Genomic DNA, 21,910 nt, shown 5'->3' on the forward strand with positions numbered 1-21,910 from the left:
GCGAGCTTGAGCGGGCCGTGTTGTATTTTTTACGGGGGTGTTGTGTAAAAAAATGAACAAGGCTAAGCTCGATTCAAACCCATAACAGCAATAATACCGGGGTGCTTCATGTCTCGCCTGCCGTTAATCGGCGTCACCGCCTGCTCAAAGCAGATCGGTCTGCATGCTTATCACATCAGTGGCGACAAATACGTACGCGCCGTGGCTTCAGCTGCCAAGGGCCTGCCGTTGATTCTTCCATCCCTGGCGGATCTACTGACATCGTCCGATATTCTGGACGCTCTGGACGGCATTCTCTTTACAGGCTCTCCTTCCAATATAGAACCGTTTCACTATAAAGGCCCGGCCAGTGCGCCAGGTACTGCTCATGATTCTGCACGCGATGCCATCACTCTCCCGCTGATCCGCGCTGCTGTCGAGGCGGGTGTGCCCGTGCTCGGTATTTGCCGCGGCTTCCAGGAAATGAATGTGGCGTTCGGTGGCAGTCTGCATCAGAAGGTTCACGAGGCCGGTCCATTCATGGATCACCGTGAAGACGACAGCCTGCCGCTGGAAGGGCAATACGCGCCAAGGCACCTTGTACACGTTCAGCCGGGCGGTGTACTTGCCAGGCTGGGCCTGAAGAGCGAGATTGAAGTCAATTCGATTCACGGTCAGGGCATCGAGCGTCTGGCGCCAGGCCTTCGCGTGGAAGCGGTGGCTCCCGACGGGTTGATCGAAGCCATCTCTGTCATCGAAGGCAAGGCTTTTGCTTTAGGGGTGCAATGGCATCCCGAATGGCAGGTAAGCTTGAATCCTGACTACCTTGCGATTTTCCAGGCATTTGGCGATGCCTGCCGCAAGCGCGCACTACAACGCGACGCCGATGCGTCAAACAACGCCTGACTTATAAGAGTCAGGAAACTCAGCCTAAGAGGCATTTATGAGTAACAACCTCGACCAGCTCACCGATTGGTTGAAAGACCACAAGATCACAGAAGTCGAATGCATGATTGGCGACCTGACGGGCATTACCCGGGGCAAGATCTCGCCGACCAACAAGTTCATTGCTGAAAAAGGCATGCGCCTGCCCGAAAGCGTTCTGTTGCAGACCGTCACCGGCGACTACGTCGAAGACGACATCTATTACGAACTGCTCGACCCGGCCGACATCGACATGATCTGCCGTCCCGACCAGAACGCGGTGTTTCTGGTGCCATGGGCCATCGAGCCCACCGCCATCGTGATTCACGACACTTACGACAAGCAAGGCAACCCGATCGAGCTGTCGCCACGCAACGTGCTCAAAAAGGTGCTCAAACTCTACGCCGACCACGGCTGGCAGCCGATCGTGGCGCCGGAAATGGAGTTTTACCTCACCAAGCGCAGCGATGACCCGGACTACCCGCTGCAACCGCCGATTGGCCGCTCCGGTCGCCCGGAAACCGGCCGTCAGTCTTTCTCGATTGAAGCGGCGAACGAATTCGACCCGTTGTTCGAAGACGTCTACGACTGGTGCGAACTGCAGGAGCTGGACCTCGACACGCTGATCCACGAGGACGGCACGGCGCAGATGGAAATCAACTTCCGTCATGGCGATGCCCTGTCCCTGGCCGACCAGATTCTGGTGTTCAAGCGCACCATGCGCGAGGCCGCGCTCAAGCACAACGTGGCGGCGACCTTCATGGCCAAGCCCATGACCGGCGAGCCAGGCAGCGCCATGCACTTGCACCAGAGCATCATTAGCCTTGAGACCGGCAAAAACGTTTTCTCCAATGAAGACGGGACCATGAGCCAGCTGTTCCTCAACCACATCGGTGGCCTGCAGAAATTCATTCCTGAGCTGCTGCCGTTGTTCGCTCCCAACGTCAATTCATTCCGCCGCTTCCTGCCGGATACCTCGGCCCCGGTGAACGTGGAGTGGGGCGAAGAGAACCGCACCGTAGGCCTGCGGGTTCCGGACGCCGGGCCGCAGAACCGTCGGGTGGAAAACCGTCTGCCGGGTGCCGATGCCAACCCTTACCTGGCCATCGCCGCCAGCCTGTTGTGTGGCTTGATCGGCATGGTCGAAGGGCATAACCCCAGTGCGCCGGTCGTGGGTCGTGGTTACGAGCGACGCAACCTGCGCCTGCCCCTGACCATTGAAGATGCCCTGGATCGCATGGAAAACAGCAAGACCATCGAAAAATACCTGGGCACGAAATTCATCACGGGCTACGTCGCGGTCAAGCGAGCCGAGCATGAAAACTTCAAGCGCGTGATCAGTTCGTGGGAGCGGGAATTCCTGCTCTTTGCCGTCTGATGCGCCGAGCGCGGCTGTCAATCGCCGCGCCTTCACTGGAATCCAAGGAGAATTGGCATGACCAGCAACAACCCGCAAACCCGTGAATGGCAAGCCCTGAGCAGTGATTACCACCTGGCCCCGTTCAGCGACTTCAAGCAGCTGAAAGAAAAAGGCCCGCGGATCATCACCCATGCCAAGGGCGTTTACCTCTGGGACAGCGAAGGCAACAAGATCCTCGACGGCATGGCCGGCCTGTGGTGCGTCGCCGTCGGCTACGGTCGCGATGAGCTGGCCGATGCCGCCAGCAAACAGATGCGCGAACTGCCTTATTACAACCTGTTCTTCCAGACCGCTCACCCGCCGGTGCTGGAACTGGCCAAGGTCATTGCCGACGTTGCGCCTGAAGGCATGAATCACGTGTTCTTCACTGGTTCCGGGTCCGAAGGCAACGACACCATGTTGCGGATGGTTCGCCACTATTGGGCGATCAAGGGCCAGCCGAAGAAGAAAGTCATCATCAGTCGCAAGAACGGCTATCACGGCTCCACCGTGGCCGGCGCGAGCCTGGGTGGCATGACCTATATGCACGAACAGGGCGACTTGCCGATCCCGGGCATCGTCCACATTGCCCAGCCGTACTGGTTCGGCGAAGGCGGTGACATGACGCCGGACGAGTTCGGTATCTGGGCGGCCAATCAGCTGGAAGAGAAGATTCTGGAAGTCGGCGTCGACAATGTCGGTGCCTTTATTGCCGAGCCGATCCAGGGCGCCGGCGGCGTGATCATCCCGCCAGACACCTACTGGCCGCGTATCAAGGAAATCCTCGCCAAGTACGACATTCTGTTCGTGGCCGACGAAGTGATCTGCGGTTTCGGCCGTACCGGTGAATGGTTCGGCAGCGATTTCTACGACCTCAAACCTCACATGATGACCATCGCCAAGGGCCTGACGTCCGGCTACATCCCGATGGGCGGCCTGATCGTGCATGACGACGTGGTCGAGGTGCTCAACGAAGGTGGCGACTTCAACCACGGTTTCACCTATTCCGGGCACCCGGTGGCCGCTGCGGTGGCGCTGGAAAACATCCGCATCTTGCGCGACGAGAAAATTGTCGAGCGCGTGCGGACAGAAACGGCACCTTATTTGCAAAAGCGTCTACGGGAACTGAGCGATCACCCGTTGGTGGGGGAAGTGCGTGGGGTCGGTCTGTTGGGGGCCATTGAACTGGTCCAGGACAAAGCCACCCGCAAACGTTACGAAGGCAAGGGTGTCGGCATGATCTGCCGCACGTTCTGCTTCGAAAACGGCCTGATCATGCGCGCCGTCGGCGACACCATGATCATTGCTCCGCCCCTGGTGATTACACCGGCTGAAATCGACGAGTTGGTGACCAAGGCGCGCAAGTGCCTGGACCTGACCCTGAGTGCGTTGCAGGGCTAAGTGCTAGGCTCTGAACGAGGTGCGAAGTTTGCACTTCGTTCAGTGCAAACAAAGGATGGGTCTTTCCTTGAAAGCCTGCCTTGGAACTTGCCAGACTAACGGTTGTTCGGATGCCCGGTAACCGGCCGCCGAGCACGTGGTTAAAAAGAAAAACTGGAGCATTACCCATGAAGGCATTAGGTATGAAGATAGCTGGCAAGACCCTCCTCGCCATGTCCCTGATGGGCATGATGGCGGGCGCCGTTCAGGCGGACGACAAAGTGCTGCGCGTGTACAACTGGTCCGATTACATCGCACCGGATACCGTCAAGAAGTTCGAAGCCGAGTCGGGTATCAAAGTCGTCTACGACGTGTTCGACAGTAACGAAACCCTGGAAGCCAAGCTGCTGGCAGGCAAGTCCGGCTATGACATCGTCGTGCCGTCGAACAACTTCCTGGCCAAGCAGATCAAGGCCGGCGTTTACCAGAAGCTGGACAAGTCCAAGCTGCCTAACTGGAAAAACCTGAACCCGGACCTGCTTAAAGCCGTATCGGTAAGCGACCCGGGCAACGAACACGCCTTCCCTTACATGTGGGGTTCGATCGGTATCGGTTTCAACCCCGACAAGGTCAAGGCTGCACTGGGTGCCGATGCGCCGACCAACTCCTGGGACTTGCTGTTCAAACCTGAAAACGCTGCCAAGTTGAAGTCGTGTGGTATCAGCTTCCTCGATTCGCCAACCGAGATGATTCCGGTGGCGTTGCATTACCTGGGCTATCCAACCGACACCCAGGACAAGAAACAACTGGCTGAAGCCGAAGCGCTGTTCCTCAAAATCCGTCCTTCGGTGGGCTACTTCCACTCGTCCAAATACATCTCCGACCTGGCCAACGGCAACATCTGTGTCGCTGTGGGTTACTCGGGCGACATCTACCAGGCCAAGGCTCGCGCCGCTGAAGCCGGTGACAAGGTGAAAGTCAGCTACAACATTCCAAAAGAAGGTGCCGGCAGCTTCTACGACATGGTCGCCATCCCTAAAGATGCCGAAAACGTCGAAGGCGCCTACAAGTTCATGACCTTCCTGCAGAAGCCGGAAATCATGGCCGAGATCACCAACGCCGTGCGTTTCCCGAACGGTAACGCGGCATCTACCGCATTGGTCGATAAAGAAATCACCAGCGATCCTGGCATCTACCCGCCAGCAGAAGTACTGGCCAAGCTGTACGCGATTGCCGATTTGCCGGCCGCCACCCAGCGGATCCTGACTCGCAGCTGGACCAAGATCAAATCCGGTAAATAAGCCATAAACCCTGTAGCAGCTGCCGCAGGCTGCGTTGAGGTCCCAAGGACCTCCGCTTTTCGACAGCACAACTGCTTCGCAGTTGAACGTAGCCTTTGGCAGCTGCTACAGGGTTCTGCATAAAAGTTTTGCTGGAACGGTTTTTCGAGGGTAAGTTGCGCGCCGGTTTTGTTGTCAGGCAGCCATGGCTGTCATGTAACGCGGGGCAACTTGGGCCCAACTAATTTTAGAGGACCTCCACTTGCCTATTTTTTCTTTGTTGCGCAATGCCCTGTTGGTCGGCGCCGGGCTGACACTCGCTGTCAGTGCTCAGGCGGCTGGCACGGTGCATATTTATAACTGGTCGGACTACATCGGTGAGAGCACCCTGGCCGACTTCCAGAAAGAAACCGGCATCAAGCCGGTGTATGACGTATTCGATTCCAACGAAACCCTGGAAGGCAAGTTGCTGGCCGGGCGTACCGGTTATGACGTGGTCGTGCCGTCCAACCACTTCCTTGGCAAGCAGATCAAGGCCGGGGCTTTCCAGAAGCTCGACAAATCGAAGCTGACCCACTATTCCAACCTCGATCCGGTGCTGCTCAAGCGCCTGGAGCAGAATGATCCGGGCAATCAGTACGCCGTACCGTATCTGTGGGGCACCAACGGCATCGGTTACAACGTCGACAAGGTCAAGGCCGTGCTGGGTCTCGACAAGATCGATTCCTGGGATGTGGTATTCGAACCGCAGAACATCAAGAAGCTGCACAGCTGCGGCGTGGCGTTCCTCGACTCCGCCGATGAAATGATGCCCACGGTCCTCAACTACATGGGCCTGGATGCCAACAGTACCAACCCTGAAGACTACAAAAAGGCCGAAGCCAAGTTGCTGGCGGTGCGGCCTTACGTGACGTATTTCCACTCGTCCAAATACATCGCAGACCTGGCCAACGGTGATATCTGCGTGGCGATCGGTTTCTCCGGCGATATGTTCCAGGCCAAGGCCCGCGCGGCTGAAGCTGGCAAAGGCATAAACATCGCCTATTCGATTCCGAAAGAGGGCGGCGCGCTCTGGTTCGACATGCTGGCGATCCCCAAGGATGCCGCCAACGTCAAGGAAGCCCATGCCTTCATCAACTATTTGCTGAAACCCGAGGTGATTGCCCAGGTCAGCGATTCCGTAGGCTACGCCAACCCGAATCCCGGGTCGGACAAACTGATGGAACAGTCCATACGCACCGACGAATCGGTCTATCCACCGCAAGCGGTCCTCGACAAGACCTACGTTTCCACCGAGTTGCCACCAAACATTCAACGTTTGATGACGCGCAGCTGGACCAAGGTCAAGTCGGGCAAATAGCTGCAAACTATCCAGGTTCGCCACGTTGGGCGAACTGCAAATTCTGTTGGGAGTTTCGTAAATGGCAGTTGCCTCCGGCGCCTATAAGAAAGCCCTCGAGGGCGACCAGACACCTAAACAGGTGCTGGTCAAAATCGACCGGGTCACAAAAAAGTTCGACGAGACGATTGCCGTGGACGACGTGTCCCTGGAAATCAGGAAAGGCGAAATCTTCGCCTTGCTCGGCGGCTCGGGTTCGGGCAAATCCACCTTGCTGCGGATGCTGGCAGGTTTCGAACGGCCCACGGAGGGGCGCATTTACCTCGATGGCGTCGACATCACGGACATGCCGCCGTACGAGCGGCCGATCAACATGATGTTCCAGTCCTACGCGCTGTTCCCGCACATGACCGTGGCGCAGAACATCGCCTTCGGCCTCAAGCAGGACAAACTGCCTGCCGCTGAAATCGATGCGCGCGTGGCCGACATGCTCAAACTGGTGCAGATGACTCAGTACGCCAAGCGTAAACCGCATCAATTGTCCGGTGGCCAGCGTCAGCGTGTGGCGCTGGCGCGTTCCTTGGCCAAACGACCGAAGCTGTTGCTGCTCGACGAGCCAATGGGCGCGCTGGATAAAAAGCTGCGTTCGCAAATGCAACTGGAACTGGTGGAAATCATCGAGCGGGTCGGCGTGACCTGCGTGATGGTCACCCACGACCAGGAAGAGGCCATGACCATGGCCGAGCGCATCGCGATCATGCACCTGGGCTGGATCGCCCAGATCGGCAGCCCGATCGACATCTACGAAACCCCGACCAGCCGTCTGGTCTGCGAATTCATCGGCAACGTCAACATCTTCGACGGTGAAGTGATCGACGACGCCGAAGGCCACGCGATCATCACCTGCAAGGACCTGGACCGGCAGATTTATGTGGGCCACGGCATCAGCACGTCGGTGCAGGACAAATCCGTGACCTACGCGATCCGTCCGGAAAAACTGCTGGTGACGCCGACCATGCCGACCTGCGAATACAACTGGTCCAGCGGCAAAGTGCATGACATCGCCTACCTCGGTGGCCACTCGGTGTTCTATGTCGAACTGCCGAGCGGCAAGATCGTCCAGTCGTTCGTCGCCAATGCCGAACGCCGTGGCGCGCGCCCGACTTGGGGTGACCAGGTTTACGTGTGGTGGGAAGACGACAGCGGCGTGGTACTTCGCTCATGAACCTGCGCAAATTCAAACGCCGGCTCAATCGAATAATTCCCGGTGGCCGCCAGTTGGTCATCGGGGTGCCGTTCATCTGGCTATTCCTGTTCTTCATGCTGCCGTTCTTCATCGTCTTGAAGATCAGCTTTGCCGAAGCCGACGTGGCCATTCCGCCGTACACCGAAATTTACAGCTTCATCGACCAGAAGCTCCAGGTGCTGCTTAACCTGAGCAACTACGCGATGCTCGGCGACGACGATTTGTACATCGCCGCTTACCTGGGTTCGCTCAAGATGGCGCTGATCAGCACCGTCCTCTGCCTGTTGATCGGCTACCCGATGGCCTACGCCATTGCCAGTGCCCGCAAAGAGCTGCAGACGGTGCTGGTGTTGCTGATCATGATGCCGACCTGGACCGCGATCCTGATCCGCGTGTATGCGTGGATGGGCATTCTCAGCAACAACGGTTTGCTTAACGGCTTTTTGATGAGCATGGGCTGGATCGACCAGCCGCTGCAGATTCTCAACACCAACCTCGCGGTTTATATCGGGGTCGTTTACTCCTATCTGCCGTTCATGATCCTGCCGCTCTACGCCAACCTGGTCAAACATGACACCAGCCTGCTGGAAGCCGCGTCGGACCTGGGTTCGAGCACCTTCAACAGTTTCTGGAAGATCACCGTGCCGCTGTCGAAAAACGGCATCATTGCCGGCTGCATGCTGGTGTTCATCCCGGTGGTGGGCGAGTTCGTGATTCCGGAACTGCTCGGCGGTCCGGAAACCCTGATGATCGGTAAAGTGCTCTGGCAAGAGTTCTTCAACAACCGTGACTGGCCGGTGGCGTCCGCGCTGGCGGTGGTGATGCTGGCGATCCTGATTGTGCCGATCATTCTGTTCAACCGTAGTCAGGCCAAAGAAATGGAGGGCAAGGAATGAAGCGCTTCCGTTTCTCGAGTTTCATGCTGGTAGCGGGTTTGCTGTTCATCTACGCGCCGATGCTGATCCTGGTGATCTACTCGTTCAACGCCTCCAAACTGGTGACGGTGTGGGGCGGTTGGTCGATCAAGTGGTACGTGGGGTTGATGGACAACACCCAACTGATGGGCTCGGTGGTGCGCTCGCTGGAAATCGCCTGCTACACGGCGATTGCCGCGGTGGCACTGGGGACACTGGCGGCGTTCGTGCTGACCCGTATCACCCACTTCAAGGGCCGCACGCTGTTCGGTGGTCTGGTCACCGCGCCGTTGGTGATGCCGGAAGTGATCACCGGTCTGTCGCTGTTGCTGCTGTTCGTGGCCATGGCGCAGATGATCGGCTGGCCGCAGGAACGCGGCATCGTCACCATCTGGATCGCCCACACCACGTTCTGTGCGGCGTATGTGGCGGTGGTGGTGTCGGCGCGCTTGCGTGAGCTGGACCTGTCCATCGAAGAGGCGGCCATGGACCTGGGCGCGCGGCCGTGGAAGGTGTTCTTCCTGATCACCATCCCGATGATCGCGCCGTCGCTGGCGGCGGGCGGGATGATGTCGTTCGCCTTGTCGCTGGATGACCTGGTGCTGGCGAGCTTCGTATCGGGTCCGGGTTCCACGACCCTGCCAATGGAAGTGTTCTCGGCGGTGCGCCTGGGCGTGAAGCCTGAGATCAATGCCGTGGCCAGCCTGATTCTGCTGGCGGTGTCGTTCGTCACGTTCCTGGTCTGGTTCTTCAGCCGTCGTGCCGAAGAGATTCGCAAGCGTGCGATCCAGCAGGCCATCGAAGAAGGCGCCGCCGACTCCTGGAAACAACCGGACGTGCGTCGGACGCAGGCGCCGGAAGCGGCTTGAGCCTGAGGCCGGGTTGACCACCGTTGCGGGGCCAACCCAAATCCAGGCTTGCTCGCGATAGCGGTCTGTCCGTCGATATCTATGTTGACGGTGATGCCGTTATCGCGGGCAAGCCCGCTCCCACAGTGATCGGTGTGAAGTAACAGTTTTGTGATCAACACAAAACCTGTGGGAGCGGCGGTGCGACGATTCGACTTGCCCGCGATGACGTCAGTTAAACCAACAGAAATCTATTGCCCTGAACGCGCTGGCAACAGCTTCAACGTACTGCGGGTATTGGCCGTCACTTCTTCATCGTTTAAATACGCCTGGTAATAAACCCCTTCGATATACGCCTCGGACTGATCGTCATAGTGACGGTCGAACGGCACGCCGCTCTGGCCGACCGGGTTGATGGTCAGGCTGTGGGCCGGGTCGGCGAAGTCGATCAGCCGCCGCGTCGACGGGCCGTAAGTCACAGGCCACGGCGCCGGGCCGATCTTGGCCGAGAGGTTGTTTGGCACTTCATGGGTGCCGGGCGCCGCGAATGGCCCGACATTGAAGATCCGCTCCAGTGGCTTTTGCGTTCCCAGCGGATGGCCGTGGGTCAGGGTATGTGCCTTGCCCCACTGCCATTGTGCGGAGTCGGCGCCAAGGGTGGTCTTGAGGTGAGCCATGCTCGCTTGCCAGGCCACCTTGACCGTATCGGCGCGGGTCTCTTTACCGGAAGTGTTGCGGTTGTCCCACCACGGTGAATCGGCGGAGGCCGCCAGACGCGGCAGTGCGGCATCGATCACCCGGGTCGGCAGCAGCGTTTCGAAGAAGTCGTTGCCCAGTTCATCGCGCATCGCGGCGTCGGCGAGGTTGAACAGAAACTGGTTGAACAGCGTGGCGCTGATCGAGTCCAGCGGGTAATCGCCAGTCCATTGCGCCAGTTGCTCCACGAGTTTGAGCTCGGCGGGATCGCTCACCCCTTCACGCAGTACCGGTAGCAACGGCGCGAGCAAGCGCGGACCGTAGTCGGTGGTGGTGCCCAGTTGCAGCTTCTGGCCGGACTCGTTGTCCCACTTCACATTTTTGTCGCTGAGTTGACGATTGAGCTGCTGACCGCGATCGGCAAGGTTGTAGTAACCGGGAATTTCCATGCCGGTCGGCGACACTGGCTGGAAGTTGGCCGAGACGATATAGCCCCGCGCCGGGTTTTCTTCCTGGGGGTTGGCGCTGAACGGGTAGAAACCTTCCTTGTCCGCCTGAGGGGTGCTGCCGTCGAGGATGAACCCGGGTTTCACCCCGGCCGGGCGCTTGGGCAGCAGCGCCGAGGCCCACCAACCGATGTCGCCCTTGGCGTTGGCGTAGACGATGTTCAGCCCCGGCGCCTGAACCTTGGCCGAGGCGGCGCGGGCCTTGGCCAGGGTGTCGGCGCGGTTGAGCTGGTAGAAACCGTCGAGGATCGGATTCGGCGTCTCGAGGAAAGCCCACCACATGGCGACCGGTGTTTTGCCGGCGGCAGTGCCGAGCGCATCGTTGATGATCGGGCCATGGGGCGACTGGCGCAGGGTCAGCGTGACCGGTGGCTGGCCTTTGACCGCGATCTGTTGTTCGGTGTTGACCAGGTCGGTCCAGTTGCCGCGATACCAGACCTGGTTCGGGTTCTCCGGGTTGACCTTCTCGGCAATCAGGTCCAGGTCGTCGTTCTGGAACATCGTCAGGCTCCAGCCGAAGTCCAGGTTGTGGCCCAGAAACGCAAACGGCACCAGCGCCTGATGGTAACCGTAAAGCTCGAAGCCTGGTGCCGACAGGTGCGCTTCGTACCACACCGACGGCGCCGAGAAGCGAATGTGCGGATCACCGGCCAGCAGTGGCTTGCCGCTTTTGCTGCGGCTGCCGGCAATCACCCAGGCATTGCTGCCTTCGAATTGCGGCAGGCCATTGTCGGCCAAGGCGTGCTCACTCAAACGGGCGAGGGCATTCAGATCCTTCCAGTCATTGGCGGTGAGGGCCGGTGCAGGGTTGGCGCGCCTCTTGGCCAGCACGCCCTTGGGCTGCCAGTCGAGATCGAAGATGGTCAGGTACTCGGCGCCCAGTTGCTCACGCACGTAAGTCAGCAAGGGTTCGGTGCGAAACGCCGCGGCAAAGCTGTAGGCCATGTAGCCGGCGATACTGATGCTGTCTTCGGCAGTGAACGGGCGCTTGGGGATCCCCAGCACGTCGAACTCGGCGGGCGCCGCGTGGCTGTCCTGATACTGATTGATGCCGTCCAGATAGGCTTGCAGAGCCTTCCATGCCGGCGACTGACGATCCAGCGCGGCCACATAACTGTCTGCCCGTTCGCGGATACGCAGGCTGCGAAACAGTTTGTCGGTGTCGATCAGTTTCGGGCCGAGGACTTCGGCCAGTTCACCGCGGGCCAGGCGCCGCATGGCTTCCATCTGGAACAGTCGGTCCTGGGCGTGCACGTAGCCGAGGGCGCGGTAGAGGTCGGTTTCGTTTTCGGCGCGGATATGCGGCACGCCGCGCTCGTCGTAGCGCACGGTCACCGAACCTTGCAGGTGCTGCAACGCCACCTGGCCCTGACGCGTCGGTTGCTTGCTGTACACATACCAGCCGCCTCCGGCGACGAGCACGATGATCAGCACGGCAAGTACGGTCAGGACGCGTTTCATGGTGACTCCTTGTTCTTACGGGATTGCCGCCCGTGGGGCTGCAAACGTGTAGCACAGACCTTCTGCGCCGGCCATCGCGGTCCTGGAAAAGTCAGCAATGCCTTTACTGCATCTCAGCAGGCCACGGGCAGTAGCAACCCACCGCCAGCGTATGGGTGGCGTTCACCGCTCGACCTTCGTTCAGCGCTTGCAGGATGGGCTCGATAAAACTGTTGCTCGAATTGCAGGTCAGGCCTTCGCTGTACGGACCGAAATACGCCAGCCTGCCACTGCGGTCCCAGATCGCCACCGCCGGGCTGGCAGGGATTTGTTCGGAACCAGGCAGGACCGTGATGGTTTTAAGGCGGCTCAACGTGCTGGGCAATTGACCGTGGCTGCCGGGCCTTTGAACCGCATAGAACTCGATGCCCTGCGGTACATACTGCTCGACCAGTTCGGTCAGGTGTTGTTGATTGCCGACATTGCACGGGCAGGCCGGGTCCCAGAAATGCACCAGGCGAATGGCGCCGGGGCCGGCGAGCTCGTCCGGCAGGCGCAATGGATCGCCGGAAAACATCGCAGTGTGCGAACTGAAGGCGCGCAAGTAGCGCCCCTGAAACCAGTCATAGGCGGCCCACAGCACGCCGGCACACACAAGGGCGAGCAGGCTGGCAAGCAATGTGGTGCGGTAGACCGGACGCATGGGTTTCAATCCTCGAAGGTCGGCTAGCTTGCCATGCTTGCCGCGACAGATGAATATCGCAGGCCCATAAAGTCCATTTCGCGCTCTGGAATCGCCCATGTCTGCCACTTTCGACCCCGATCATTTGCGTGCCAGCCTGCGGCCATTGGCCGAGTGGCAGCCGCTGTCGACCGAGGCCATGGCCTATCAGCATTTTTATGGGCTGGATTTCCCCCGGCGAACCTTGCGCAGTGGCCTGGGGCGTTTCGAGGTCGATGGCTATGAAGTGGTCAGCCAGCTCTGGTGGCCCGAACGGGCGAAGGCGACGCTGTTTCTGTTTCACGGTTTCTACGATCACACCGGGCTCTATCGGCATGTGATCGAGTGGGCGCTGGACCAGGGTTTTGCAGTAATCGCCTGTGACCTGCCGGGCCATGGCCTGTCCAGCGGCGAACGGGCGAGCATCAAGGACTTCGCCGAGTATCAGAGCGCGTTGCAAGGCCTGTTGGTCGAGGCGCAATCGCTCGGCCTTCCGCAGCCCTGGCATTTGTGCGGGCAAAGTACCGGCGGGGCGATCGTGATTGATCATGTGCTCAATCAAGGCGCGAGCAGTCCGGCCCAAGGGCAAGTGATTCTGCTGTCACCACTGGTGCGGCCGCGAGCCTGGGGCTGGTCGCAGCTCAGTTATTACCTGCTCAAGCCATTTGTCAAAGGCATCGCCCGGCGTTTCAGCGAGAATTCCAACGACCCTGACTTCCTCGCATTCCTGCAAGCCGATCCGCTGCAGCCGCTGCGTCTGCCAACGGCCTGGGTCGGTGCGCTGGGGCGCTGGATCAAGCGCATCGAAGCGGCACCGAGCAGCCCGCGGCAGCCGCTGATCGTGCAGGGGCAGGCGGACATGACCGTGGATTGGAAGCACAACCTTGATGTATTGCGGGGCAAGTTTGATCGGCCCCAAGTGCTGATGCTGCCCAAGGCGCGGCATCATCTGGCGAATGAGTCAGCCGGATTGCGGCAGGAGTATTTCGGGTTTTTGAGCAAGCGGATGAAGGGGCGGAATCTTTAGCGGTAGTCAGGGCCCCATCGCGGGCAAGCCCGCTCCCACAGGTTTTGTATTGGCCATGGGTGACTTGCACAGGTCCACTGTGGGAGCGGGCTTGCCCGCGAAGGCGATTTGGCAGACGCCAAAAATTACTGGGCCAGGCTCGACGTACTCTGCCCCACCGCCAACCCCGCCCGAATCGCCGCCAATGCTGCCTGGTAGTAAGCCTTGCCTTCAGCGGACTCGGCAAATGTGGCGAACTCTTCCAGTTCTTCATCCGACAGGTCGCGATAGACATACAGCAGCGTGTTATTCAGATCGGCGCCGATCTGCTCCATCAGACGCTGGCGCTGGCCGTTCAGCATGCCTTGTGCCTGGCCGCCACCGAGCAGGCCGGGGATCATCGAGCTCAGGCTGTCGGCCGCCACGCCCGCGATGGCGAGGCTGACTTCAGCACCGGCCTCGCGGGCAGGCAAGGCCTGGGCGAGGTGGCCGATGATCAGCTGACGGGTATCGCTGGCCTGCATTCTCGGCAAACCCTTGGCGTTTTTGGCCAATTGATCGCGACGGGTCGCCAGCAGTTCGGCGGCGACGATTTTCCTGCCCAAGGGCGATTGGAAGAAGGTCAATGCAGGTTTCGGATCGGCAAGCTTTTTGCGCAGCTGCGCTTCAGCACGTTGATCCATGGCTTTGGGCGCAAAGCGCTGATTACTGTTGTTGATCAAGGCCTGAAACACCGCCGGCGGCAGGCTGTTCTGATAACGCTGCTGAGCGGCAGAAAGAGCATCGTTGAAGTGCGCACGTTGTTCTGGCCAACCGGCAACCTTGTACAACTGGTCGTGGCCGTCCGCCCAGGCGGGCAAAACACAGAACATCAGCAGTGAAAAAAGCAAACGGCGCATAGGGACTCCTGTCAGCAGGCGACTATTCTCCGTGCGGCATTCGTACTTGTCGAGAATTCGTATCAGGTTGCGTGCCTTATCCGACCAATCCTCCGCTGCGCGGCTCTGTCGGATTTGCGGGCACAGGAATACTATGCGCGCCATGCAAATATCCTCTGATCATCCGCTGCTGTTACGTATCGTCGACGACCTGGCTGAGCGCGGCTGGTCGCAGCAGACTATTTTCCTGCCTCTGGATCTGACCCGGGCGCTGGCGGCCGAGTGCCAAAAACGTGCCGCCGAGGGCGAGCTTGCGCCGGCCGGTGTGGGGCGTGGGCCGTTTTCGGAGATCCGCGAAGGCATTCGTGGTGACCATATCCAATGGCTCGAACCCGGCCAGGCCGAGGCTTGCGACCGCTATCTGGGGTTGATGGACAGCCTGCGTGAGGCGATGAATCGCAGTTTGTTTCTGGGCCTGGAAGATTTCGAAAGCCATTTCGCTCTGTACCCGCCTGGCGCTTTCTACCTCAAGCATGTCGACCGGTTCCGCGATGACGACCGGCGCATGGTTTCGGCGGTGATCTACCTCAATGACGCCTGGCTGCCCGAGCATGGCGGTCAGTTGCGCATGTACCTGGATGAAGGCGTTGAACACGATGTAGTGCCTACCGGCGGATGCCTGGTGGTGTTCCTGTCGGGCGAAGTTCCCCACGAAGTGCTGCCCGCGACCCGGGATCGCCTGTCGTTGACGGGCTGGTTCCGGCGTCGTGGCAATGAGCCGTTCTGATCATGCATAAGATTCTGGTAAGCCGTTGTTTGCTCGGTCACCGCGTCCGTTACGACGGCGGCGCCAGTGGGCCATTCAATCTGTTGGAACAGTGGATTGCCGAAGGCCGGGTAGTGCCGTTGTGCCCGGAAGTCGCCGGTGGTTTGCCGACGCCAAGGGCCGCGGCGGAGATTGCGGGCGGGCAGGGCGGTGAAGTGCTTGATGGCCTGGCATCGGTCATCACCACCGAGGGCGAGGACGTCAGTGCCGAGTTTCTTTGCGGGGCCTGTCAGGCGCTGGAGTTGGTGCAACAGCACGGCATTCGCATCGCCGTGCTCAAGGCCAACAGCCCGTCGTGCGGGAATCTGTTGACCTATGACGGAACGTTCAGTGGCGTGAAGGTCAGCGGCGAGGGTGTAACCGCGGCATTGCTCAAGCGCCATGGCGTGCAGGTGTTCAGCGAGCTGGAGTTGGCTGAAGCGGCGCAAGCGCTGGCCGCGCAGGACTAGCAGTCACCCCAATACCTGTGGGAGCGGGCTTGCCCACAATGGCGGTTCAACATTCAACATCGATGTTGGATGTTAGGGCCTCATCGCGGGCAAGCCCGCTCCCACAGGGGTTATTCATCAACCTTGAATCAGGGTTTCGGCGCATCCGCCCCGAACCATTTCTGCTCCAGCGTCTCCAGCCGGCCATCAGCCTTGATCCGCTGCAAGGCGTTTTCCAGGCTGGCTTGAAATGCCGGGTTACCCTTCTGAAACGGAATGGCCAGGCTCACAGCCGGGGCGGCTTTGGGCTTTTCTTCCGTCAGCGACTGCACCAACAGGATTGAACGCGGCGGCTCTTCTTTCTGCGCGATCAATTGTGAATTGGTGTGAATGTAAGGTTCGCTGAAGTCGAAACGATCCTTCAGCTCCGGGGTCTGTGCTATGTGATTGATGGCGACGTCGTACTTGCCGCTTTCGACGCCGGCCAGCAGGTCGACCGAATCGGTGACGACGAAGTCGGCCCTTACATCCAGTTCATTGGCCAGCATTTGGCCCAATTCCACCTCGAAGCCGGTCAGTTTGCCGTCATCCTTGAAATTGAAGGGCGGGGTATTAGCCTCAAGGGCAATGCGCAATTCGCCGCGGTCGTTAACATCGTCAATCAGTTCGGCATGAGCCAAAGGGCTCAAAAGGGGTAGCAGGCAGATCAGGCCAGGCAAAAAGCGCATGGTCACTCCTTTGAATTCATTTATCGCGATGCGCTGTTCAGGCTCGCTTTGCTATGGTTGTTGTCGTGTGCCTTCGACAACGAATGGCCGTTAAGTTGTCACGGCCGAGCGAATTTTACGGAAAAAATGGAGAAGAGAATGAAAAGCTTTGTGTCACGTGCAGCATGGACTGGCCTGTTACTGAGTGCTTCGATGCTGGCAACGGCTGCGACTCCGGCCCCCAAGGGTGCCGAAGTGTTTATCGTTTCTCCTGAGGACGGTGCCACGGTACCCCAGACTTTCATCGTCAAATTCGCTGTGAAAAACATAGCCTTGGCACCTGCCGGTGATGTCACCAAAAACACGGGGCATCATCACCTGCTGATCGATGCCGACAAACTGCCTGCGGCCGGTGCGCCGATCCCGACGGATGCCAACCATATGCATTTCGGCAAAGCGCAGACCCAGGCTGAAATAAAACTGGCACCGGGCAAGCACACCTTGCAGCTGGAATTGGGCGATGCCGGGCACATGCCGTTCGAGCCGCCAATTGTTTCGAAGAAAATCACCGTGAATGTGAAATAAAAAACGGGAGCCTCAGGGGCTCCCGTTTTTTTATAGCGGCAAGGTTTAAGCGGCAGGCTTCAAGTAGAAGCCAACGCTGACTCGGCTTGCCGCTTGTAGCTTGCCGCTCGAAGCTGCTGTTAAAACAACACTCGGCAACGAATGGTGCCGTTGATGTGCTGCAGCTTCTCTTGCGCCATTTCCGAGTATTCGGCATCGACGTCGATCACGACGTAGCCGACTTTGTCGTTGGTCTGCAGGAACTGACCGGAAATGTTGATGCCGTTTTCGGCGAAGACCTTGTTGATCTCGCTCATCACACCCGGAATGTTCTCGTGGACGTGCAGCAAACGGTGCTTGCCAGGGTGAGCCGGCAGGGCCACTTCCGGGAAGTTCACGGACGATACCGATGTACCGTTGTCGCTGTATTTGACCAGTTTTTCCGCCACCTCCAGACCGATGTTGGCTTGCGCCTCAGCGGTAGAACCACCGATGTGCGGGGTCAGGATCACGTTGTCCAGGCCACGCAGCGGGCTTTCGAACTCTTCTTCGTTGGAGCGTGGCTCCACCGGGAAGACGTCGATGGCCGCGCCGATCAGGTGCTTGTCCTTGATTGCGTCCGCCAGGGCGTCCAGTTCAACCACGGTGCCGCGAGCAGCGTTGATCAGAATGCCGCCCTTCTTGATGGCGCGGATTTCCTTCTCGCCGATCATCCACTGAGTCGCTGCGGTTTCCGGAACGTGCAGGGTGACGATGTCGGACATGCCCAGCAGCTCGTGCAGGTTGCCCACCTGGGTCGCGTTGCCCAGTGGCAGCTTGGTCACGGTGTCGTAGAAATACACCTGCATCCCCAGGCCTTCAGCCAGGACCGACAGCTGAGTACCGATCGAGCCGTAACCGACGATGCCCAGCTTCTTGCCACGGATCTCGAAGGAGTTGGCTGCGCTCTTGATCCAGCCGCCACGGTGGCAGGAAGCGTTCTTCTCAGGGATGCCACGCAGCAACAGGATCGCCTCGGCCAATACCAGCTCGGCTACGGAACGAGTGTTGGAGTACGGAGCGTTGAATACGGCGATGCCGCGTTCGCGAGCCGCGTTGAGGTCGACCTGGTTGGTGCCGATGCAGAAACAGCCGACAGCCACCAGTTTCTTCGCGTGATCGAAGATCTCTTCGGTCAGTTGAGTGCGGGAGCGAATGCCGATGAAGTGCGCATCAGCGATCTTTTCCTTGAGCTGGGCTTCCGGCAGAGAACCTGTGAGGTACTCGATGCTGGTGTAGCCCGCCGCCTTGAGGACGTCGACAGCCGATTGGTGGACGCCTTCGAGAAGAAGGAACTTGATCTTGCTCTTATCGAGAGAAGTCTTGCTCATCTGCGTAAACCTGTATCCCGGAGAAAATTGGCAGGAAATAGCCAGCAGACGCTGACCTGGACGGCAGGAAAGCCGTCACCGCAGAACAGCCGTTGGGCACTATCCTGCGGGGTCGGTATGCTAGCATATGCACCCCGCTAAACACTCATTCCTGCGACGTGAAGCGTTCTCAGGATGACCATGAATTGTTCGAGAGTTCTGTCGATGACCGATCCTGCGCTGATTGATGAGCTGAAGACCCTGGTTGAGCCTGGCAAGGTCCTGACCGACGCCGACTCCCTGAATGCTTACGGCAAGGATTGGACCAAGCATTTCGCCCCGGCCCCGACGGCCATTGTGTTCCCCAAGACTACCGAACAGGTCCAGGCCATTGTCCGTTGGGCTAATGAACACAAGGTGGCGCTGGTGCCGTCCGGCGGTCGTACCGGGCTTTCGGCTGCCGCCGTGGCAGCCCATGGCGAAGTAGTCGTGTCTTTCGATTACATGAACCAGATCCTCGACGTGAACCTGACCGACCGCACGGCCGTGTGTCAGCCGGGAGTGGTTACCGAGCAATTGCAGAACAAGGCCCAAGAGCACGGTTTGTACTATCCCGTGGATTTCGCGTCCGCAGGCTCCAGTCAGATTGGCGGCAATATCGGCACCAATGCCGGCGGAATCAAGGTCATTCGCTACGGCATGACCCGCAACTGGGTGGCCGGCATGAAAGTCGTCACTGGCAAGGGCGATCTGCTGGAACTGAACAAAGACCTGATCAAGAACGCCACGGGCTACGACCTGCGTCAGCTGTTCATCGGCGCCGAAGGCACGCTGGGCTTTGTGGTCGAGGCCACCATGCGCCTGGACCGCGCACCGAAAAACCTCACCGCGATGGTCCTTGGCACCGCCGATTTCGATTCGATCATGCCGGTGTTGCATGCATTCCAGAGCAAGCTTGACCTGACCGCCTTCGAATTTTTCTCCGACAAAGCGCTGACCAAGGTCATGGCCCGCGGTGATGTGCCTGCACCATTCGAATCCGATTGCCCGTTCTACGCGCTGCTGGAATTCGAGGCGACCACCGAAGAAGTGGCCAATCATGCCCTGGACACCTTCGAGCACTGCGTTGAGCAAGGCTGGGTACTGGACGGCGTGATGAGCCAGAGCGAAACCCAGTTGCACAATCTATGGAAATTGCGCGAGTACATCTCCGAAACCATTTCCCACTGGACGCCGTACAAGAACGACATTTCGGTCACTGTGTCGAAAGTCCCGGCGTTCTTGAAAGAAATCGACGCGATCGTCGGCGAACACTACCCCGATTTCGAAATTGTCTGGTTCGGTCACATCGGCGACGGCAACCTGCATTTGAATATCCTTAAGCCGGACAACCTGAGCAAGGACGAGTTCTTCGCCAAGTGCGCGACCGTCAACAAGTGGGTGTTCGAAACCGTGGAGAAGTACAACGGTTCGATTTCCGCCGAACACGGCGTGGGCATGACCAAGCGTGATTACTTGACCTACAGTCGCTCGCCGGTTGAGATCGAGTACATGAAAGCCGTCAAAGCGGTGTTCGACCCGAACGGCATCATGAACCCGGGCAAGATTTTCGCTGTTTGAATCACTGAATCAGGAGTCGGTCAATGAGCTATCAGCACCAGTATGTCGACGGCACGCGCATTCACTTCCCGTTGGGCAAAGTGGTGTGCATCGGCCGTAACTACGCCGAACACGCCAAGGAACTGGACAACCCGGTGCCTACTGAACCGCTTCTGTTCATCAAGCCGGGCAGTTGCGTGGTGCCGCTGGAAGGCGGTTTCAGCATTCCGACCGAGCGTGGCTCGGTGCATTACGAAGCGGAAATCGCTGTGTTGATCGGCAAGCCACTGTCGACCAAACCGAGCCGTGAAGAAGTACTGGATGCCATCTCGGGCATCGCTCCGGCGCTGGACCTGACCCTGCGCGACAAGCAGGCCGAGCTGAAAGCCAAGGGCCTGCCGTGGGAAATCGCCAAGTCCTTCGACGGAGCGGCAGTGATTGCGCCGTTCGTGGCAAGCAGCACCTTCGCCGATCTGGCCGACATCGGCATCCGCCTGACCATCAATGGTGAAGTGCGCCAGGACGGCAATAGCAAGGACATGCTCAATCCGATCGTGCCGATGATCCAGTACATGGCTGGCTGCTTTTCGCTGCAGGCCGGTGACGTGATCCTCACCGGTACGCCGATGGGCGTTGGCCCGTTGAATGTCGGTGACGAACTGGTGCTCGAGCTGCCAGGCGTCAGCCGCTTCACCAGCAGCGTGCGCTAAAAAAGCAAAAGATCGCAGCCTTCGGCAGCTCCTACACCAATCTCTGTAGGAGCTGCCGAAGGCTGCGATCTTTTGATCTTGGCCGCCCGCACAGGGCAATCCCGCCATTTCCCGTTTTTTTCACATCTTTTCCGGATAATTCCCAGGCTTCTGGCGTCTGAGCCAGTCCAATGTGCTATTACCCAAGCCTGAATTTCTGGAACGCCCCCCCGCATGGCCACCCAACCGCTGTCCAAGCTGAAAACTGCTCGCCGCTCGCGCTTTGTCATGCGTTGGTATTCCTGGCTTTTGCTGGTGGCGGCTGCTGTGTATGGCCTCGCCGTTGCGATGCACTGGGATGATCGCGGCGTGCTCTGGGTGATGGAGCGTTTCGAAAGCCCGGCTGAACGAAAAGAAAGTATCTGGCTGCCGGATTACCGGGCAGTGATCGACGCCAAGTTGCTGCCGGGCATGGAAAGGGACGAAGCGTCAGACGTCACTTATGACCCGCAGACCAAAACCCTGTTTGCGGTGATGGGCAAGAAGCCGTTTCTGGTAGAGCTGACATTACAGGGCGATGTGTTGCGCAAAATGCCGTTGGTGGGCTGGGGTAACCCGGAAGGCGTGGCGGCCATGGGCAATGGTTTGCTGGCAATCACCGATGAGCGCAAACACTTGCTTTCCATCGTCAAGGTCGAGGCCGATACTCAAGAACTGAATATCGACAGCTTCCCGAAATACGATTTGGGCCCGTCGAAAGATCAGAATAAAGCCTTCGAGGCGATCGTCTGGGATGCGCCTAACCAGCGACTGCTGCTGGGCGAAGAGCGTCCGCCAGCATTGTTCAGCTGGAAAAGCGATGGCAGTCAAATCCTCAAGGGCGACAAGCAAAAGCTGTCCGGCGATGCATTGGATATCCGCAACCTGTCGGCCCTGGCGATTGATCCGCGCACGGGCCATACCCTCGTACTGTCCGCCGATTCGCATCTGTTGCTGGAATTGGACGAGAATGGCGAGCAGGTCAGTTTCATGACCCTGCTGGGTGGTTTCAATGGCTTGAAAAAAACCATTCCCCGAGCCGAAGGCGTGACCGTGGACGAGGCGGGCACGTTGTACATGGTGAGTGAGCCGAACCTGTTCTATCGCTTCGAAAAACAACGGTAGGCGTTCGGTAATTGTGGTCAAAGGCCAT

At 59.0% G+C, this 21,910-nt stretch carries 20 protein-coding genes; 15 read left to right on the top strand and 5 right to left on the bottom strand.

All coding sequences use genetic code 11. From position 1 onward, the window contains the following. The first annotated feature begins 108 nt into the window (after window positions 1–108). The 8 genes from FHW68_RS13725 to FHW68_RS13760 all read left to right on the top strand — a co-directional run bounded on the left by FHW68_RS13725 (window position 109) and on the right by FHW68_RS13760 (window position 9,330). Window positions 109–885 (top strand): gamma-glutamyl-gamma-aminobutyrate hydrolase family protein, encoded by a 777-nt coding sequence (locus tag FHW68_RS13725; RefSeq protein WP_183680816.1) that lies wholly within the window; start codon window positions 109–111, stop codon window positions 883–885. Between the two features lie 37 nt (window positions 886–922). Continuing rightward, complete coding sequence (locus tag FHW68_RS13730) at window positions 923–2,281, top strand: glutamine synthetase family protein (protein ID WP_095633180.1); 1,359 nt, start codon at window positions 923–925, stop codon at window positions 2,279–2,281. A gap of 57 nt (window positions 2,282–2,338) precedes the next feature. Beyond that, window positions 2,339–3,703 carry an aspartate aminotransferase family protein gene (locus tag FHW68_RS13735; protein ID WP_095633181.1) on the top strand — a complete coding sequence of 455 codons (1,365 nt, stop codon included), beginning with the start codon at window positions 2,339–2,341 and terminating at the stop codon, window positions 3,701–3,703. Window positions 3,704–3,885: 182 nt separating this feature from the next. Beyond that, window positions 3,886–4,983 (top strand): polyamine ABC transporter substrate-binding protein, encoded by a 1,098-nt coding sequence (locus FHW68_RS13740; protein WP_095633273.1) that lies wholly within the window; start codon window positions 3,886–3,888, stop codon window positions 4,981–4,983. A 241-nt stretch (window positions 4,984–5,224) separates the two neighbouring features. Next, window positions 5,225–6,322, top strand: a complete 1,098-nt coding sequence (locus FHW68_RS13745; RefSeq protein WP_183680817.1) for a polyamine ABC transporter substrate-binding protein — start codon at window positions 5,225–5,227, stop codon at window positions 6,320–6,322. Window positions 6,323–6,383: 61 nt separating this feature from the next. After that, window positions 6,384–7,526: an ABC transporter ATP-binding protein gene (locus tag FHW68_RS13750; RefSeq protein ID WP_095633183.1), complete on the top strand. Its 1,143-nt coding sequence runs from the start codon at window positions 6,384–6,386 to the stop codon at window positions 7,524–7,526. Window positions 7,527–7,561: 35 nt separating this feature from the next. After that, complete coding sequence (locus FHW68_RS13755) at window positions 7,562–8,443, top strand: ABC transporter permease subunit (RefSeq protein WP_177409340.1); 882 nt, start codon at window positions 7,562–7,564, stop codon at window positions 8,441–8,443. Next, window positions 8,440–9,330 carry an ABC transporter permease subunit gene (locus FHW68_RS13760; protein ID WP_095633185.1) on the top strand — a complete coding sequence of 297 codons (891 nt, stop codon included), beginning with the start codon at window positions 8,440–8,442 and terminating at the stop codon, window positions 9,328–9,330. Before FHW68_RS13755 ends, FHW68_RS13760 begins: the two co-directional genes overlap by 4 nt. A gap of 230 nt (window positions 9,331–9,560) precedes the next feature. Here the strand turns inward: FHW68_RS13760 and FHW68_RS13765 are convergent, their stop codons facing one another. Together FHW68_RS13765 and FHW68_RS13770 are read right to left on the bottom strand one after the other, a co-directional pair. Further along, complete coding sequence (locus tag FHW68_RS13765; RefSeq protein WP_183680820.1) at window positions 9,561–11,972, bottom strand: penicillin acylase family protein; 2,412 nt, start codon at window positions 11,970–11,972, stop codon at window positions 9,561–9,563. Between the two features lie 103 nt (window positions 11,973–12,075). Continuing rightward, window positions 12,076–12,654: a DUF6436 domain-containing protein gene (locus tag FHW68_RS13770; RefSeq protein ID WP_095633187.1), complete on the bottom strand. Its 579-nt coding sequence runs from the start codon at window positions 12,652–12,654 to the stop codon at window positions 12,076–12,078. Between the two features lie 97 nt (window positions 12,655–12,751). On the opposite strand from FHW68_RS13770, the gene FHW68_RS13775 reads away from it, so the two are divergent. After that, a complete protein-coding gene (locus FHW68_RS13775; protein ID WP_095633188.1) occupies window positions 12,752–13,699 on the top strand; it encodes an alpha/beta hydrolase in 948 nt (315 codons plus the stop codon). A gap of 125 nt (window positions 13,700–13,824) precedes the next feature. Here the strand turns inward: FHW68_RS13775 and FHW68_RS13780 are convergent, their stop codons facing one another. After that, a complete protein-coding gene (locus FHW68_RS13780) occupies window positions 13,825–14,577 on the bottom strand; it encodes a DUF2059 domain-containing protein (RefSeq protein ID WP_183680822.1) in 753 nt (250 codons plus the stop codon). A gap of 133 nt (window positions 14,578–14,710) precedes the next feature. Here FHW68_RS13780 and FHW68_RS13785 point away from each other — a divergent pair, with 133 nt between their 5' ends. Together FHW68_RS13785 and FHW68_RS13790 are read left to right on the top strand one after the other, a co-directional pair. After that, the gene (locus FHW68_RS13785; RefSeq protein WP_095633190.1) at window positions 14,711–15,343 is read left to right on the top strand and encodes a 2OG-Fe(II) oxygenase; all 633 of its coding nucleotides are present in this window, start codon (window positions 14,711–14,713) and stop codon (window positions 15,341–15,343) included. 2 nt (window positions 15,344–15,345) lie between these two features. Next, entirely contained in the window at window positions 15,346–15,831 is a 486-nt protein-coding gene (locus FHW68_RS13790; RefSeq protein WP_183680824.1) for a DUF523 domain-containing protein, read from the top strand. A gap of 128 nt (window positions 15,832–15,959) precedes the next feature. Here FHW68_RS13790 and FHW68_RS13795 read toward each other — a convergent pair whose 3' ends face one another. Continuing rightward, window positions 15,960–16,538: a transporter substrate-binding domain-containing protein gene (locus FHW68_RS13795; RefSeq protein ID WP_095633192.1), complete on the bottom strand. Its 579-nt coding sequence runs from the start codon at window positions 16,536–16,538 to the stop codon at window positions 15,960–15,962. Between the two features lie 138 nt (window positions 16,539–16,676). Between FHW68_RS13795 and FHW68_RS13800 the strand changes: the two genes are divergently transcribed. Then, the gene (locus FHW68_RS13800) at window positions 16,677–17,102 is read left to right on the top strand and encodes a DUF4399 domain-containing protein (protein ID WP_095633193.1); all 426 of its coding nucleotides are present in this window, start codon (window positions 16,677–16,679) and stop codon (window positions 17,100–17,102) included. Between the two features lie 119 nt (window positions 17,103–17,221). On the opposite strand, the gene serA is transcribed toward FHW68_RS13800, so the two are convergent. Then, window positions 17,222–18,451, bottom strand: coding sequence for a phosphoglycerate dehydrogenase (serA, locus tag FHW68_RS13805; protein WP_095633194.1), 1,230 nt, complete (start codon window positions 18,449–18,451; stop codon window positions 17,222–17,224). A 204-nt stretch (window positions 18,452–18,655) separates the two neighbouring features. Here serA and FHW68_RS13810 point away from each other — a divergent pair, with 204 nt between their 5' ends. The 3 genes from FHW68_RS13810 to FHW68_RS13820 all read left to right on the top strand — a co-directional run bounded on the left by FHW68_RS13810 (window position 18,656) and on the right by FHW68_RS13820 (window position 21,882). Beyond that, on the top strand, window positions 18,656–20,050 hold the full coding sequence (locus FHW68_RS13810; RefSeq protein ID WP_183680987.1) for an FAD-binding oxidoreductase: 1,395 nt from the start codon (window positions 18,656–18,658) through the stop codon (window positions 20,048–20,050). 23 nt (window positions 20,051–20,073) lie between these two features. Continuing rightward, window positions 20,074–20,739 carry a fumarylacetoacetate hydrolase family protein gene (locus FHW68_RS13815; RefSeq protein ID WP_095633196.1) on the top strand — a complete coding sequence of 222 codons (666 nt, stop codon included), beginning with the start codon at window positions 20,074–20,076 and terminating at the stop codon, window positions 20,737–20,739. 213 nt (window positions 20,740–20,952) lie between these two features. Continuing rightward, the gene (locus FHW68_RS13820) at window positions 20,953–21,882 is read left to right on the top strand and encodes an SdiA-regulated domain-containing protein (protein ID WP_183680826.1); all 930 of its coding nucleotides are present in this window, start codon (window positions 20,953–20,955) and stop codon (window positions 21,880–21,882) included. The last annotated feature ends 28 nt before the right edge of the window (window positions 21,883–21,910 follow it).

Origin of the sequence: Pseudomonas sp. Tn43 (genome assembly GCF_014192635.1) — a bacterium.
Taxonomy (GTDB): Bacteria; Pseudomonadota; Gammaproteobacteria; order Pseudomonadales; family Pseudomonadaceae; genus Aquipseudomonas.

Coding starts and splice junctions, on each gene's coding strand:
- FHW68_RS13725 (WP_183680816.1), top strand. CDS start 109: ATGTCTCGCCTGCCGTTAATCGGCGTCACCGCCTGCTCAAAGCAGATC.
- FHW68_RS13730 (WP_095633180.1), top strand. CDS start 923: ATGAGTAACAACCTCGACCAGCTCACCGATTGGTTGAAAGACCACAAG.
- FHW68_RS13735 (WP_095633181.1), top strand. CDS start 2,339: ATGACCAGCAACAACCCGCAAACCCGTGAATGGCAAGCCCTGAGCAGT.
- FHW68_RS13740 (WP_095633273.1), top strand. CDS start 3,886: ATGAAGATAGCTGGCAAGACCCTCCTCGCCATGTCCCTGATGGGCATG.
- FHW68_RS13750 (WP_095633183.1), top strand. CDS start 6,384: ATGGCAGTTGCCTCCGGCGCCTATAAGAAAGCCCTCGAGGGCGACCAG.
- FHW68_RS13760 (WP_095633185.1), top strand. CDS start 8,440: ATGAAGCGCTTCCGTTTCTCGAGTTTCATGCTGGTAGCGGGTTTGCTG.
- FHW68_RS13765 (WP_183680820.1), bottom strand. CDS start 11,972: ATGAAACGCGTCCTGACCGTACTTGCCGTGCTGATCATCGTGCTCGTC.
- FHW68_RS13770 (WP_095633187.1), bottom strand. CDS start 12,654: ATGCGTCCGGTCTACCGCACCACATTGCTTGCCAGCCTGCTCGCCCTT.
- FHW68_RS13775 (WP_095633188.1), top strand. CDS start 12,752: ATGTCTGCCACTTTCGACCCCGATCATTTGCGTGCCAGCCTGCGGCCA.
- FHW68_RS13780 (WP_183680822.1), bottom strand. CDS start 14,577: ATGCGCCGTTTGCTTTTTTCACTGCTGATGTTCTGTGTTTTGCCCGCC.
- FHW68_RS13785 (WP_095633190.1), top strand. CDS start 14,711: ATGCGCGCCATGCAAATATCCTCTGATCATCCGCTGCTGTTACGTATC.
- FHW68_RS13790 (WP_183680824.1), top strand. CDS start 15,346: ATGCATAAGATTCTGGTAAGCCGTTGTTTGCTCGGTCACCGCGTCCGT.
- FHW68_RS13795 (WP_095633192.1), bottom strand. CDS start 16,538: ATGCGCTTTTTGCCTGGCCTGATCTGCCTGCTACCCCTTTTGAGCCCT.
- FHW68_RS13800 (WP_095633193.1), top strand. CDS start 16,677: ATGAAAAGCTTTGTGTCACGTGCAGCATGGACTGGCCTGTTACTGAGT.
- serA (WP_095633194.1), bottom strand. CDS start 18,451: ATGAGCAAGACTTCTCTCGATAAGAGCAAGATCAAGTTCCTTCTTCTC.
- FHW68_RS13810 (WP_183680987.1), top strand. CDS start 18,656: ATGACCGATCCTGCGCTGATTGATGAGCTGAAGACCCTGGTTGAGCCT.
- FHW68_RS13815 (WP_095633196.1), top strand. CDS start 20,074: ATGAGCTATCAGCACCAGTATGTCGACGGCACGCGCATTCACTTCCCG.
- FHW68_RS13820 (WP_183680826.1), top strand. CDS start 20,953: ATGGCCACCCAACCGCTGTCCAAGCTGAAAACTGCTCGCCGCTCGCGC.